The sequence below is a fragment of the Ruegeria sp. AB6 genome (assembly GCF_056542685.1).
This window is the reverse complement of record NZ_JBQGAD010000003.1, coordinates 295252-309417: the sequence shown is the minus strand read 5'-3', so window position 1 is coordinate 309417 and position 14166 is coordinate 295252. Positions and strand designations below refer to the sequence as shown.

Annotated in this window: 17 protein-coding genes; 6 read left to right on the top strand and 11 right to left on the bottom strand. The window is 60.0% G+C overall.

Going from position 1 to position 14166, the window contains the following annotated elements:
• The first annotated feature begins 147 nt into the window (after positions 1–147).
• Both ACR0DB_RS09535 and yddG read left to right on the top strand, forming a co-directional pair.
• Complete coding sequence (locus ACR0DB_RS09535; RefSeq protein WP_170751846.1) at positions 148–1095, top strand: transcriptional regulator GcvA; 948 nt, start codon at positions 148–150, stop codon at positions 1093–1095.
• Positions 1092–1958, top strand: coding sequence for an aromatic amino acid exporter YddG (gene yddG, locus ACR0DB_RS09530; protein ID WP_480550405.1), 867 nt, complete (start codon positions 1092–1094; stop codon positions 1956–1958). Before ACR0DB_RS09535 ends, yddG begins: the two co-directional genes overlap by 4 nt.
• Here yddG and ACR0DB_RS09525 read toward each other — a convergent pair.
• The 3 genes from ACR0DB_RS09525 to ACR0DB_RS09515 form a co-directional block, all read right to left on the bottom strand.
• Complete coding sequence (locus ACR0DB_RS09525) at positions 1955–2119, bottom strand: YdcH family protein (RefSeq protein WP_170772595.1); 165 nt, start codon at positions 2117–2119, stop codon at positions 1955–1957. The genes yddG and ACR0DB_RS09525 overlap by 4 nt on opposite strands.
• A 124-nt stretch (positions 2120–2243) precedes the next feature.
• Entirely contained in the window at positions 2244–3014 is a 771-nt protein-coding gene (locus ACR0DB_RS09520) for a tRNA1(Val) (adenine(37)-N6)-methyltransferase (RefSeq protein WP_480550403.1), read from the bottom strand.
• Positions 3011–3226, bottom strand: a complete 216-nt coding sequence (locus tag ACR0DB_RS09515; protein ID WP_170353555.1) for a putative signal transducing protein — start codon at positions 3224–3226, stop codon at positions 3011–3013. Before ACR0DB_RS09515 ends, ACR0DB_RS09520 begins: the two co-directional genes overlap by 4 nt.
• Positions 3227–3282: 56 nt before the next feature.
• Between ACR0DB_RS09515 and ACR0DB_RS09510 the strand changes: the two genes are divergently transcribed.
• A complete protein-coding gene (locus tag ACR0DB_RS09510; RefSeq protein ID WP_480550401.1) occupies positions 3283–4281 on the top strand; it encodes a polyprenyl synthetase family protein in 999 nt (332 codons plus the stop codon).
• Here the strand turns inward: ACR0DB_RS09510 and ACR0DB_RS09505 are convergent.
• The 4 genes from ACR0DB_RS09505 to soxR form a co-directional block, all read right to left on the bottom strand.
• Positions 4274–5095, bottom strand: coding sequence for a 4-(cytidine 5'-diphospho)-2-C-methyl-D-erythritol kinase (locus ACR0DB_RS09505; protein ID WP_480550399.1), 822 nt, complete (start codon positions 5093–5095; stop codon positions 4274–4276). The genes ACR0DB_RS09510 and ACR0DB_RS09505 overlap by 8 nt on opposite strands.
• Positions 5085–6797 carry a tetratricopeptide repeat protein gene (locus tag ACR0DB_RS09500; protein WP_480550397.1) on the bottom strand — a complete coding sequence of 571 codons (1713 nt, stop codon included), beginning with the start codon at positions 6795–6797 and terminating at the stop codon, positions 5085–5087. The genes ACR0DB_RS09505 and ACR0DB_RS09500 overlap by 11 nt, the downstream gene beginning before the upstream one ends.
• A 103-nt stretch (positions 6798–6900) precedes the next feature.
• Positions 6901–8547 (bottom strand): electron transfer flavoprotein-ubiquinone oxidoreductase, encoded by a 1647-nt coding sequence (locus ACR0DB_RS09495; RefSeq protein ID WP_480550395.1) that lies wholly within the window; start codon positions 8545–8547, stop codon positions 6901–6903.
• 136 nt (positions 8548–8683) lie between these two features.
• A complete protein-coding gene (soxR, locus tag ACR0DB_RS09490; protein WP_170772607.1) occupies positions 8684–9139 on the bottom strand; it encodes a redox-sensitive transcriptional activator SoxR in 456 nt (151 codons plus the stop codon).
• An 86-nt stretch (positions 9140–9225) separates the two neighbouring features.
• Between soxR and ACR0DB_RS09485 the strand changes: the two genes are divergently transcribed.
• From ACR0DB_RS09485 to ACR0DB_RS09475, 3 genes are all read left to right on the top strand, one after another.
• Positions 9226–9606: a VOC family protein gene (locus ACR0DB_RS09485; RefSeq protein ID WP_170772609.1), complete on the top strand. Its 381-nt coding sequence runs from the start codon at positions 9226–9228 to the stop codon at positions 9604–9606.
• A gap of 139 nt (positions 9607–9745) precedes the next feature.
• A complete protein-coding gene (gene greA, locus ACR0DB_RS09480; RefSeq protein ID WP_170772611.1) occupies positions 9746–10216 on the top strand; it encodes a transcription elongation factor GreA in 471 nt (156 codons plus the stop codon).
• Positions 10217–10231: 15 nt separating this feature from the next.
• Complete coding sequence (locus ACR0DB_RS09475; RefSeq protein WP_170772613.1) at positions 10232–11224, top strand: hypothetical protein; 993 nt, start codon at positions 10232–10234, stop codon at positions 11222–11224.
• Here ACR0DB_RS09475 and ACR0DB_RS09470 read toward each other — a convergent pair.
• The 4 genes from ACR0DB_RS09470 to ACR0DB_RS09455 are packed head-to-tail and all read right to left on the bottom strand — an operon-like array spanning position 11221 to position 14163.
• Positions 11221–12486: a molybdopterin-binding protein gene (locus ACR0DB_RS09470; RefSeq protein WP_480550393.1), complete on the bottom strand. Its 1266-nt coding sequence runs from the start codon at positions 12484–12486 to the stop codon at positions 11221–11223. The genes ACR0DB_RS09475 and ACR0DB_RS09470 overlap by 4 nt on opposite strands.
• Positions 12483–12974 (bottom strand): molybdopterin-guanine dinucleotide biosynthesis protein B, encoded by a 492-nt coding sequence (gene mobB / locus ACR0DB_RS09465; protein ID WP_480550391.1) that lies wholly within the window; start codon positions 12972–12974, stop codon positions 12483–12485. The genes ACR0DB_RS09470 and mobB overlap by 4 nt, the downstream gene beginning before the upstream one ends.
• The gene (gene mobA / locus ACR0DB_RS09460) at positions 12971–13615 is read right to left on the bottom strand and encodes a molybdenum cofactor guanylyltransferase MobA (RefSeq protein ID WP_170784965.1); all 645 of its coding nucleotides are present in this window, start codon (positions 13613–13615) and stop codon (positions 12971–12973) included. The genes mobB and mobA overlap by 4 nt, the downstream gene beginning before the upstream one ends.
• Positions 13612–14163, bottom strand: coding sequence for a YcxB family protein (locus ACR0DB_RS09455; RefSeq protein ID WP_480550389.1), 552 nt, complete (start codon positions 14161–14163; stop codon positions 13612–13614). The genes mobA and ACR0DB_RS09455 overlap by 4 nt, the downstream gene beginning before the upstream one ends.
• Positions 14164–14166: the final 3 nt, after the last annotated feature.

The following is a 14166-nucleotide window of genomic DNA, read 5'->3' as shown; positions in this document are numbered from 1 at the left end:
CGCGGGCGACAGAGGGACTGGAGGTTGCCTCGATCATGGAATATCTCCTTTCAGTTCAGCGTTGTTTGACTTGAGATCAATATGAGGCTTATTTTTAAGACCGACAAACGAGCTTTCTTCTGATCTCAGTTAAGATATTCTTATCCAATGAGCGACTACCTACCGCCACTTACCGCCCTACGGGCCTTTGATGCCGCCGCGCGCCACATGTCTTTTTCCAAGGCTGCAGAAGAACTGCATGTCACGCCCGCAGCCCTGTCCTTTCAGATCAAATCGCTGGAGGAGCATCTGGGACGCCCCCTGTTTCGTCGCCTCAACCGGGCGGTGGAATTGACGGAAGCCGGGCGCGCCTTGGCCCCCGGTGCGGCAGACGGATTCGCCACGCTACAAGCCGCGTGGCAGGCGGCCCGGCGGCTGGGCAATGACACCAGCCTGACCGTTACGGCGGGCCCGGCGTTGACGGCCAAGTGGTTGGCTCCGCGGCTCTATGACTTTGCCCGCGCGCATCCAGAGATCGACCTGAAGTTCTCGGCCACACTACGTAACATGGACCTCGAGAGGGATGATGTAGATGTGGCGATCCGCTTTGGCTATGGCGGGGACGAAGGGCTGTATTCCGTTCCCGTTCGCAAGGAATGGCTGACCCCGGTGATGACCCCGGATATGGCCGAACAATTTCCAACGCCTGAAAGCCTGCGGGAGGCCCCCTTGATCTTTGACGACTCGATTGCGTTTCTGCGGCCCCCATCTGACTGGCCCACTTGGTTTCGGGCCGTCGGGGTAGACTTCAACCCACAGCACGGCGCGCATTTTTCCAACGCGGATCATGCGATTGACGCAGCAGTTGCCGGAGTGGGCGTCGTGCTCGGTCGAAGGGCTATGATTATCAAGGATCTGGCGGAAGGCCGTTTGGTAGCCCCCTTCAAGGTCGCAATCGAGACCATGGGCCGCTTCCGGTTCCTGTGTCTGAAAGGGGCCGAAAACAGACCTCAGATTGCGGCGTTCCGCGATTGGTTCATGTCCGAGATTGAAAAGACTGCGCATTTGTCGGATGAGTTCGAAATCATTCCGGTGGAAGAGGTGCCCGCACCGTGACAAGAACGCGCGCAACAGGAATCGGCTTTGTCGCCGTCCTGCTTTGGGCCCTGCTGGCCCTCTTTACGGTTGGGTCCGCGCCCACGCCGCCTTTGCTGCTGAACGCGTTGTGCTTTTCCATCGGTGGAGCGCTGGGATTGGGTTGGACATGGGCCACAGGCGGGTTGAGTCAGCTTCGAGAAATCCCGTGGACGACCTATCTGTTCGGTACAATCGGTCTTTTTGGCTATCATGCGCTGTATTTCTCGGCTTTGCGAATGGCCCCTGCCGCAGAGGCCGGGCTTATCGCCTATCTGTGGCCTCTGCTGATCGTCCTGCTCTCGGGGCTATTGCCCGGAGAACAATTGCGCATCGGCCACCTGATCGGGGCCTGCCTGGGTTTCGCCGGGGCCGCCGTGATCATCGCGGGTGGCGGTAGCAGCGGTTTTCAGGCCGAACACCTGCCGGGGTATGGCTTGGCCTTGATGTGCGCGCTGACATGGTCGGGCTATTCCGTGCTGTCGCGTCGTCTGGGCGACACGCCAACCAGTTCGGTCGCTGTGTTCTGTGTGGCCACGGCTGTTGCCTCGGGCCTTTTGCACATCGCTGTTGAAGAGACCGTCTGGCCAGAAACCATTCTGGGCTGGGGATCGGTCATAGCTCTTGGGCTGGGGCCCGTTGGCTTGGCGTTTTATGTCTGGGATATCGGGGTCAAGCAGGGAGACATTCAAATTCTGGGCACGTCATCTTACGCGGCCCCGCTTCTGTCTACGCTTGTTCTGGTGGTCGCCGGGATCGCCGCCCCAAGCTGGGGTCTGGCGATCGCGGCCGTATTAATCACTGGCGGCGCTTTAATCGCCGCCCGGGTCAGTATGCGCCGTTAACTCGACAATCGCTCAATCTCTTCCTTGAGCTTTAGTTTCTGTTTTTTGAGCTGAGCAATGTGAAGATCGTCGATACCAGGCGAGCGTTGTGCTTGTTCAACTTCAAGACCGAGGTTTTCGTGCTTTTTCTTCAGTTCGGTCAGGTGTGCGCTCACGCTCATGGCGGTACTCCTCTGTTGATGTCTGAGTTTCACGTAAGAAGTTGAGCACATCGTTTCCACCCTGTCACGCTGCGGGTGCATAGAAAATATAACAAATCCGACAAAATCGGCTGGTTAATGCCTGTCAGCTGGAAAATCCGGGCAAGCCAGCCCCTTCGCGCAATACGGCCGAAACTGGCGGAGTGTAACTGTCACCGTCTACCTCATGGCGCTCACCTGAATGGAGAACCAGCGGGGCATGCAGTTGAAACGCGGCTTTTCCGCCCTTTCTAGCCCTCAGAATAACCAGTTCAGCACGTCGACCGACACGGGCAGACAACGGCAATACTTCGACAGACCCCAAGCACCCTTCACAGGCGGCCAGCATATCTGGCAAACGGTCCGCTTTCTGAATCATGTGCAGATACCCCCGGGGGGCAAGGCGTTTGGCCGCAGTCTCGATCCAAAGGTTCAACGGCGTGTTTTCACCCAATGCGGCGCTACGGCCTTCATCCGCCGCAGGGCTGTGCGCTCCGGCCCGATAATAGGGCGGGTTCGCAATAACGTGATCGAACTGGCGCTGTTTGAGATCGGACGGCAAAGCGGTCAGATCAGCTTCAAAAACCTCAAGCGCGGTGCCGTTGTCAGCGGCATTCCGACGCGCCAGATCAGCATAAGCGGGCTGCAATTCGACCCCCACAGCCTGCAGGTCAGGCACCCGCGCCAGCAGGCATAAAACGGCGGCCCCAGCACCACACCCCAATTCCAGAACCGTCTGGCCGGGCATTGAGGGTACAGATGCGGCCAATAAAACAGGGTCCACGCCTGCGCGATACCCCTTACGGGGTTGCCGCAGGCGCACACGTCCTCCCAAAAAGTCATTTCGGGTCAGGTCGGCGTCAGCAAACAGTGTCATCGACCCAAAGGGATATCATTGTCGTGCATGACACGTTCGGCGCGGGTCAGGTCATCCGCGCGCACCATCAAGCGGCGAGGGAAGATTCCGATACCACCTTCGAGGATGCTCATATTTACGTCCATCTGAAAGCAGTCTATATCCTCGCCCTCAAGAAGAGCGGATGCAAAGGCCAGAATCGTCGGATCAGTGCTGCGCAAAAGTTCTTTCATGGGGATGGATGTAAGGGCAAGCCGACTGGGATGTCGAGCCTTGTATCAAGGGTGTGATGAATATCGACACGGTCACAAAACCGCATGAGCGTTTGGCGGAAATCCTGACGGGCGAAATGGGCGCGGTCAACGAGTTGATCCGCACGCGCATGGCGTCAGAACACGCGCCGCGCATTCCCGAAGTCACCGCGCATCTGGTCGAAGCAGGCGGCAAACGCCTGCGCCCGATGCTGACCTTGGCGGCGGCGCGGCTGTTTGGTTATGCCGGAGATCACCACGTTCGTCTGGCCGCGACGGTCGAGTTTATTCACACCGCAACCCTGCTGCATGATGATGTGGTCGACGAAAGTGCCCAGCGGCGCGGGCGGCCTACTGCGAACCTTCTGTGGGACAACAAATCCAGCGTTCTGGTCGGTGATTACCTGTTCTCCCGCAGCTTTCAGTTGATGGTTGAGACAGGATCGCTGCGGGTCCTGGATATCCTGGCCAATGCCTCCGCCACGATTGCCGAAGGCGAAGTGCTGCAAATGACTGCCGCGACCGATCTGGGCACGACCGAGGCGATTTACTTACGGGTTGTGCGCGGCAAGACGGCGGCGCTGTTCTCGGCCGCGACCGAGGTGGGTGGCGTAATTTCCGGCGCAACCGAGGAACAGGTCAAGGCGCTTTATGACTATGGCGACGCGCTGGGAATCGCGTTCCAGATCGCGGATGATCTGCTGGACTATCAAGGCGACAGCGCAGCCACAGGTAAAAATGTGGGCGATGATTTCCGCGAGCGTAAGCTGACCCTGCCAGTGATCAAAGCTGTGGCACAGGCCACGCCCGACGAACACGCCTTCTGGGAGCGCACCATTGGGCGCGGTCGTCAGGAAGAGGGCGATCTGGACCATGCCCTTGGCCTAATGGCCAAGTACAGTACGCTTGAAGCGACGCGAGCGGATGCCTTTGGCTGGGCGAACAAGGCCAAAGCATCGCTGGACGCCCTGCCCGACCACGAGATCCGCACGCTGTTGCGTGATTTGGCCGACTACGTGGTTTCGCGCCTCAATTAAGCTGAGTCGCGCGGCACCACCAATTGGGATGGGCTGCGCCAATCTCATAAGCGGCGAAATGCGCGTCTTTCATCGTGGGATAAAGCGCAAAACAGGTCGAACCCGACCCTGACATGCGGGCCATAAGGGCCGCTTTGGTGCTATCAAGTTCATCCAAAACGCGGGCGACTTCGGGAGCCAAGCCCGTTGTTGGCGATTCAAGGTCGTTGCGTTGATCCCGCAACCAATCGGCGCAGGTCTCGACAGTCTCAAATTCAGGGATCTCTGCGGGCATTGGCAGGTTGTCGCGGCTTTCCAATGCCGCGAACACGCGCCCGGTGGGGACTTCGACGCCAGGGTTGACCAACAGGGCTGGCAGAGACGGCAGCGAAGCGGGTGTCAGATCGTCCCCAATGCCCCGCATTCGCATGGCCTGAGCCGTGACGCAGACCGGGATATCCGCCCCCAGCGACAGGGCCATGTCGGTCGAGACCGGCCTGCCCTGCTTTGCCGCCATCCGAAGCGTCGCCGCCGCGTCCGAGGACCCGCCCCCGATCCCACCGCCATGCGGCAGCACCTTGTTCAGGTCGATATGCCCGGTCCAGCCCGCTGCCTGTGCGGCCTTCCAGACCAGATTTCGGCTGTCTGTCGGCACTCCTCCAGCGTGTTCACCCGTCACAGAAATTGACAGATCGTCGCCGGGGGTGAACTGCAGCCTGTCGCCCACATCGGCAAAGACCACCAGAGAATCCAGCAGGTGATAACCATCCGCGCGGCGGCCAGTCACATGCAGGGTCAGATTGATCTTGGCGGGGGCGAACGCCTCAGCCTTCATTGGCCACTTTCAGGGGCTCAGCCCCTTCTTCGACAAGAACCGCGTCCAGTCCAATTTCCAGCTTGCGGCGGATGCGGTCCGGGTCAGCCTCACCATCGGTGTCTTCGGAATCGATGAAGGACAAGGCGCGTTTCCACTGGAACTCGGCCTCGCGCGCGCGGCCAACAGCCCAGTAAACATCGCCCAGATGGTCGTTTACCACCGGATCAACAGGCATCAGCTCAACCGCGCGTTCCATATGGCCCACGGCCTCGTCATAGCGGCCCAGACGGAACAGAACCCAGCCCAGGCTGTCGACGATATAGCCACTGTCCGGGCGGGCTGCCACGGCGCGTTCGATCATGTCCAGCGCCTCATCCAGCTTTTCCTGCCGCTCGACCAGCGAATAGCCCAGATAGTTCAGCACCTGCGGCTGGTCCGGGTTCAGTTCCAACGCGCGGCGGAAGTCGGCCTCGGCCTGATCCCATTGCTTGAGACGCTCATGCGAGATGCCTCGGGCGTAGTGCAGGAACCAATTGCTGCCCGCACCTTCCTCGATCAGTTCGATGGCCTTGTCATAGGTCTGAACGGCCTCAGCGTAATCCTCTTGCCGCCGCTGCAAATCAGCCAATGCCACATGCACGCTGGGCAAATCCGGGCTTTGCGCGGCGAGGGATTGCAATACTTCGGCCGCGGCATCGGTTTTGCCTGCGCGGCTTAGAACCTCGGCCCGACCCAGTTCGGCGGCATGGTAGTCGCTGCTGTCAGCGGGAACCCGGCGATAAGCTTGAACCGCCAGATCATATTGCTCCAACGCATCCAGCAGTTCAGCCGTCAGCAAGATCGCGTCGACATGGTCTGTGCGCAGGAACGCGGCGACCTGCGCATATAGCAGTACATAGGTTTGGGCGGCTTCGCTGCTAAGCGCGGCACCGACGGAAAAGAACACCTCGGCCATGCCATCCTGCGAGGTACGGACATGGGTAAATGGCAAGGTCTCGCCCGCGGCCAATCGCGCCTCATACCCTTCGATGGACGGATCGCTTCCGGCGGCAAACACTGTGCTGAGGAAAAGCAACGCATCCTCGTTGCGGTCCAATTGCGACAATACTTCGGTTCGGGCCAACGCAGCACGGCGGGTGAACCGCGCGACCGCATCGTTATCCGCCGAAAAGATCGCCTCGGCCCCTTCGAAATCCCCGACTGAAGCCAGCGCCAGTGCCTTGTGGTACATCGCGAATTCGCGCAGGCCTTCCTGGGTCGAAACCTGGTCGAACTGTTCCATCGCCTTGGTCATCGCGCCCTGACCCATATGGGCCCAACCCATCATCAGGCCATCGACCAGCGGCCCAACGCCCTGCGTTTCCGGATCGCGCTCCAGAAATTCGTCCAACGCGCCATCTGCGACCAAATTAGCAGCGATCACCATGCGCGCCGCCTGGCTAGGCATTCCACGCTCCTCTATCGCCTCAGCGACAGGCAGGGCACGCTCGATCTCACCCAGCGATAGACGGGCCACGACAACGCTTTCCAGCAGTTGGTTGTTTTCGGGATCAGCCCGCAGCGCTTCGGAATAATACTGCTCGGCCGCCGCGTAATCGCTTTGGAAAATTGCCTGACGCCCGGCAAGATACGCCCCGGACCCCGTGTCTGCGAGTGACGGAATGGCAAAGGTAGAAGTAAACAGCACAGCCAGTGCTGCGCGACGTAAACGGGATGCCACCGAAATCCTGCCTTGCTATTGTTGACTGCCACACAAGCTAGGGCTTCGGCCGGAAAGAGGCAATGGCCACGCCTTCACGACGCCGCCATTGCCTGTTTTTTGCTTACATGTTGGGATAATTCGGCCCGTCACCGCCCTGCGGCGTGGTCCAGGTGATGTTCTGGCTGGGATCCTTGATATCGCAGGTCTTGCAGTGAACACAGTTCTGGAAGTTGATGACGAATCGCGGGCCGTTCTCATCTTCGACCATTTCGTAGACACCCGCCGGGCAGTAGCGCTGTGCCGGTTCATCGAACTTGGGCAGGTTGACGCTGACTGGGATCGCCGGGTCTGCCAGCTTCAGGTGGCAGGGTTGGCTTTCTTCGTGGTTGGTGGCCGCGAATGAGACGTTAGTCAGACGGTCGAAAGACAGCACACCATCGGGTTTGGGATAGTCGATGGGCTTGTGTTTGCCGGCATCCTCAGTCGCCTCGGCGTCGTTCTTGCCATGGCCCACGGTACCGAACAGCGAAAAGCCCAGCGTGTTGGTCCACATGTCCAGACCACCCAGCATCAGCGATGCTGTCAGGCCCCATTTCGACCAGATCGGTTTGACGTTGCGCACCTTCTTCAGGTCTGCACCGATAGCGCCGTCGCGTACGTCAGTCTCATAAGCGGTCAGTTCGTCACCCGAGCGGTCGGCCTTAATCGCGTCGAAGGCGGCCTCGGCTGCGGCTTTGCCCGACAGCATCGCGTTGTGGTTGCCCTTGATACGCGGCACGTTGACCATGCCCGCTGAACAGCCCAGCAGTGCCACACCCGGAGCGACCAGCTTGGGCATCGACTGATAGCCGCCCTCGGTGATGGCACGGGCACCGTAGGCCACGCGCTTGCCGCCTTTCAGCAGTTCGGCCACCATCGGGTGATGCTTGAAGCGCTGGAACTCCATGTAGGGATACAGATGCGGGTTTTTGTAGTTCAGGTGCACCACGAAACCGACATAGACCTGATTGTTTTCCAGGTGATAAATGAACGATCCGCCACCCGCATTGCTGCCCAAGGGCCAGCCCATCGTGTGAGTGACGGTACCTTCCTTGTGCTTTGCCGGGTCGACCTCCCAGATCTCTTTCATGCCGACGCCGTATTTCTGCGGCTCTTTCCCAGCTTGCAGGTCGTATTTGGCGATCACTTCCTTGGACAGCGAGCCACGGACACCTTCCGACAGGAAGACGTATTTGCCGTGCAGTTCCATCCCCGGTTCGGTGTTGGGGCCATAGGACCCATCCGCTTCCAGACCAAAGACACCGGCGACCACACCTTTGACTTCGCCATTCTCACCATAGACCAGTTCCGAGCACGCCATTCCGGGGAAGATTTCCACGCCCAGCTCTTCGGCCTGTTCGGCCATCCAGCGACAGACATTGCCCATCGAGACGATGTAGTTGCCGTGGTTGTTCATCAGCGGCGGCATGGGGAAGTTTGGGATACGTATCTGACCGGCTTCACCCAGCATATAGAAATTGTCTTCATGCACCGGCACGTTCAGCGGCGCGCCCTTTTCTTTCCAGTCCGGGATCAGGGCATCCAGGCCGCACGGGTCCAGCACCGCGCCCGACAGGATGTGCGCGCCCACTTCCGAGCCTTTCTCAAGCACCACGACGTTCAGATCGGCATCCAGTTGTTTCAAACGGATGGCCGCCGACAGGCCCGCAGGACCTGCGCCCACGATCACCACATCATATTCCATCGCTTCGCGTTCAATATCGGCCATCGTGGGCTCCTTAGCTAACTTTCCGAATTGGCGCTGTTTCAGCTTGGCTGGCGCAATTTTGTTTCACGGCTGATTACATGCTGAGAAAGACATAGGTCAATCGAAACACGGCGTAACAATGCCGCTATTCGACACTTCAGCCCTCAGGAGTGTCCCCCATGAGGTATCTGGGGCCGCTTCCTTTGGATTTTGCCCGGTCATCGGGATTGTAGAGCGCGCATTTGGGCAAGCTCAGACAGCCACAGCCGATGCAGCCATCCAGATTGTCCCGCAGCCGGGTCAACGTGTCGATTCGCTGATCCAGGTGCGCGCGCAGCCCGACGCTGATCTCTTTCCAATCCTGCGGCGTGGGAGTGCGGTTTCCGGGCAGGCCCGACAGCACCTGACGAATTTCCGGCAGGGACAGTCCGAATTGCTGGGCGATCATAACAAAACTTAACCGCCGGATATCGGCACGCTGATAGCGCCTTTGCCCGCCCGCATTGCGCCACGGTGTGATCAGCCCCTGCGCCTCATAGTAGCGAATGGCCGACACCGCCAATCCTGTGCGCCGGGCCAAAGCTCCAATTGCCAGTCCTTCGGATACCGCCATTTCAACCTCTATAAATCTCTTGACCTAAAGTTAGGTTTAGAAATTACGGTGAGTCGGGACAAGCCTCAATTCGCAAAGGAGATCCCATGATGGCAACGCTTGAACACACCAACTTTACCGTCCGCGACCCGCAGGCTTCGGCCAAGTGGATGCACGACGTCTTTGGCTGGAAAACCCGGTGGGAGGGTCCGGCCATTGCCGGAGGATACACCGTCCATGTTGGCAGCGCGCACACCTATCTGGCGCTTTATGCGCCCAGCGATCCGAAACCGTCGTCCGAAAGCAGTTATGACATCGTGGGCGGGCTGAACCATGTGGGCGTTCTGGTCGAAGATATCGACGAAACCGAGGCCAAAGTCGTCAAGGCCGGATTCACGCCAAAATCCCACGCGGATTACGAACCGGGCAAACGATTCTATTTCGACGATGACAATGGCATCGAATTCGAGGTGATCAGCTACGCCTAGGCTGTAATCCGCATCGGGGCGATTTAGCCCCCTTGCATTTTCCACGCCATTTGGGTCAGGTAATTGACGACCCATTCATTCGCCCCGGCGCCTATTTCGTGCGGCGGGGCTAATCACTTTACGCGTGGACGACAAGAATATGGAAAAAATTCCAATGACGCCTGCGGGCAATGCCGCGCTCGCAGCCGAGCTCAAAAACCTCAAATCCGTCGAGCGCCCTGCGATCATCGAGGCCATCGCCTCGGCCCGAGAGTTGGGCGATCTGAAAGAAAACGCCGAATACCACTCGGCCCGCGAGAAACAGGGCTTTATCGAAGGCCGGATCAAAGAGCTTGAAGGCATCCTGTCGCTGGCCGACGTGATCGACCCGGCAAAGCTGTCCGGTGCTGTGAAATTCGGCGCCAAAGTCACGTTGGTTGATGAAGATACCGACGAAGAAAAGACCTGGCAGATCGTGGGCGAGTATGAGGCCAATATCGAAGCGGGTCTGCTGAACATCAAATCCCCTATCGCCCGCGCGCTGATCGGCAAGGATGAAGGCGACAGCGTCGAAGTGCGCACCCCCGGCGGCGTGCGCTCGTATGAGATCTTGACTATCGAATACGCCTGACCCCGGAGCGCACGCATGTCCGACCCCACGACAGAACAGGAAGCCGAGCAGCCAACTTCGCTGGGTATCTATGACAAGCCCGCCTTGCCTGCCCTGACCGAGATCGAGATCGCGGCCATCGCGCTCAGCGTTATCTGGCTGATCGTTTCGGTCGTGTTTCTGGTGCTGCCCGACAAGGTCGAAGGTGGCGGCTTTGTGGTGACATTGCTGGCGGTGTTCATGCCCGTTGCGATGATCTGGGTTGCAGCGACTGCGATGCGGGCCAGCCGTATCATGCGCGAGGAAAGCACGCGGCTGCAAACCTCGATCGATGCGTTGCGCAATACGTTCATCGCCCAGCAACAGCGCAGCTCCAGCGGGTATGAGCCTGCGGTCACGCAAAAGCTGGACCAGATCGCTGAGACCGCGAAGAAGACCGAAACCGCGCTGGCCACATTCTCGACCCAACGTACTGAGCCGGTGCGAGGGAAATCGCCCAACGCAAACGGGGATCAGACCACGCTGGAACTGGGTACGCAGGCCGAAGATATCGCGCCCCCGCTCAGCAATGATGTGTTTATTCGCGCACTGAATTTCCCGGAAACCCAGGAAGATACCGAAGGGTTCAACGCCCTGCGACTGGCGCTGAAGGATCGCAAGGCGGCGCAACTGGTACAGGCGTCTCAGGATGTTCTGACCTTGCTTAGCCAGGAAGGCATCTACATGGATGACCTGCGCCCCGACATGGCGCGCCCCGAGATTTGGCGGCAATTTGCGCAAGGCGCGCGGGGCCGATCCGTGGCGGCCTTGGGCGGCATCCGGGACCGCTCCTCTCTGGCGCTGACTTCGGCCCGGATGAAGCAAGACCCGATTTTCCGGGACGCAGCCCACCATTTCCTGCGCCGGTTCGACCATATGATTATCGAGTTTGAACCCGAAGCCAGCGATGCTGATCTGACCGCCTTGGGCGATACACGCACCGCGCGGGCGTTCATGCTGTTGGGACGAGTTGCCGGGACCTTCGATTAAAGACCGAAACTGCCATACGGGATGAACCGGACGAGGTCGCCCGGTTGGATATGGCGCGCGCCATCTTCAATCTCGACCAGACCCTCTGCCCAACTCAGCCCGCTGATCCGGCCTGATCCTTCGGATGCAAAGACCTCGACCCGTCCATCGCGCACACGGGCGCGCAGGTATTCGCGGCGGCCCGGTTTCTTACGTTTCTCGAAGGCGGCGGGCACGTCGAATCCTTGCGGCTCCAGCCAACCCTCGCCTGCCAACAGACCCAAGGCAGGACGTGCAAAGATCAACGTGCAAACCAACGCGGCCACCGGGTTTCCCGGCAGGCCGAACACAGGCGTTCCGTCCCACATCCCAAGCGCCAGAGGCCGACCCGGTTTCAGTGCAATCCGCCATTCCTGCATCGCCCCTGCCTGCCGCAACAGGGCCGAGACATGGTCCTCATCCCCGGCAGACGCGCCGCCACTGGTCAGGATCACATCCGCTCGTTCAGCGGCTTGGTTCAGACAAGTCCGCAACGCCTCGCGGTCGTCGGGCACCCGGCCCATATCGACCGCCTCAAACCCCATGCGTTCCAACAAGGACAACAGCATCGGACGGTTGGCATCGTAAATCTGGCCCGGACCGGCGGATTCACCGGGTTCGACCAGTTCATCCCCCGTGGACAGAACCGCCACGCGCAGCACTTTGCGCACCGGAACCTCGGCCAGACCGGTGGCCGACAACAGCGCCAGATCGGCCGGGGTCAGGCGACGTCCGGCGGGCAGAACCGCGTCGCCCTCAGCCACATCCTCGCCTGCCTTGCGGGTATTTGCGCCGCGTTTCAGGGGTCCGTGAAATGCAATGTGCCCGTCCTGAACGGTCACGTCCTCTTCCAAAATGACGGTATCAACGCCCGCAGGCAGCGCTGCCCCGGTCAGCACACGCAGCGCATGGCCTGCGGGCACCAAGCCGTCAAACGGTATCCCAGCCGCCGCGCGCCCCGGATGCAGCGGCATCACTTGCGGCCCGTCAGGCGCGGCCCCGGCAAAGCCATAGCCATCCACCGCCGTATTGGGCTGCGGCGGATTCGAACGTTGGGCGATAACCTCCTGCGCGAGAATACGCCCTGTGGCCTGCGCCAAGGGCACGGTTTCCACGCCCGCAACCACGGTCAGCCGGTCGCGCAGCAAGGACAGCGCGTCCTCGACCGGGGTCCAGTTCACCCCGGCGGGCAAAGCAAAACAATCGTTGCGCAAGGGCGGAGGTGCGATGTCGGGTTTGGTCATAGCCCCACCTCGTTCAGGATAAAATCGGCAATCGCGGCGGTATCGTTCAGGTCAAAAACCGGTTGGTCGACCTTTAGCGGCGTGTCGCTGGCCACGGCGCGGATCGTCGGGTTTCCAGGGGCCATCAGAGCGTTCCCGGCCTCGGCCCGGAAGGCCTCAATCTTGGGGTGGTCCTCGCGTTTGAACCCTTCGATCAGCACCAGATCGACCGGAGACAGCCGGGCCAGCAGATCCGCCATCGAAGGCTCGGGCGCACCGCGCAGTTCTTGCATGATCGCGAGACGCTGACCCGAGGCCAGCAGCACCTCGGACGCGCCCGCCGTTCGGTGGCGATAGCTGTCGGTGCCGGGTTGATCCACATCGACGCTGTGGTGCGCGTGTTTGAGCGTCGACACCGAGAACCCCCGACCGGTGATCTCGGCCACCAGACGCTCCATCAGCCCGGTTTTGCCCGCGTTTTTCCAGCCGGTGACGCCGTAGACCCTCATGCCTGCTCCAGCAGTTGTTCGGCCCGCGCCAGATCGTCGGGCGTGTTGACGTTAAAGAACGGATCAAACGGCTCAGCCGGGAACAGCGCCTCGCGCCCGTCGTGCTGGTCGGTCCAGATCACCACCTTGCGCAAACCGTCCTGCAGCGCCGCCCGCAGATCATCGCGCAGCGCAACGGGCCAGAGGCCAAAGGTCGGGTGCCGGTTGACACGTTTGCCACCGCCGGATTTCAGCGCCTCATCCCCCGTGCGCGGCGTGGTGGCCAGCACAAGCGGATGGGACTGCCCTTCGGCGGCGTCTACCAGTCTGGCCACCAGATCGCGCGGAAAAAATGGCGTGTCGGCAGCGGCGGTGACGATGCAATCGGCCCCTTCTTCGGCGGCCCAGTCCAGCCCAGCCAGAACACCGGCCAGAGGGCCCGCGAACCCTTCGACCGTGTCCGCGACCACCGGCAGGTTCAGGTCGGAAAACCGCGCGGGATCGCCATTGGCGTTCAGCGCCAGACTGTCCACCTGCGGGGCTAAGCGGTCGATCACATGACCAAGCAGGCTTTGTCCGCCGATTTGCAACAGGCCCTTGTCACCGCCGCCCATCCGGGTGGCCAGACCGCCTGCGAGGATGATGCCGAGGGGGCGGGTCAAGCTGCCCTCTCCGCAGAACGCCAGTTTTCAACCGTTTCAAGGAAGTTCTGAGCGTCCCCTGTGCTCAGAAGTTTCTTGGGCGGCACATAGACGAAAGCACCAGCGTAAAAGAAGAACCCAGCCTTATCTTCGATAACTTTCCCAACAGCACGCCAAGAAACATTCCAAGTTACATAGGGCGACCGCATATCCAAACCGTCTGGTGTGAATGTAAAGTCAGTTCCGCCGTTGTAAATCGGCGATGCCATCATCTGCCTGACTTTCAGCCTTCTGGAAAAACGTTCCGCAAAAAAAAGCACGCCAGCTCCAATTATCCCTCCGGATACAGGTGCAAAAAGACCTTGTGTCAGAGGGAGAGCGCCAAGCGCACGAAACGCTATGAAAGCGACAACAATTCCGCCAACAACAGCCAAAATTCCTCTTATTGAATCCAATGCCACGTAGCCCCAGTAAGCGCCTTTTCCGGTGTTACTTTGCCTGTACTTACCCATGGCTCTAACGAGGATCTTGTCGTCAATTTGTTCTGACAAGTGATATTTGTAAGTCAATGT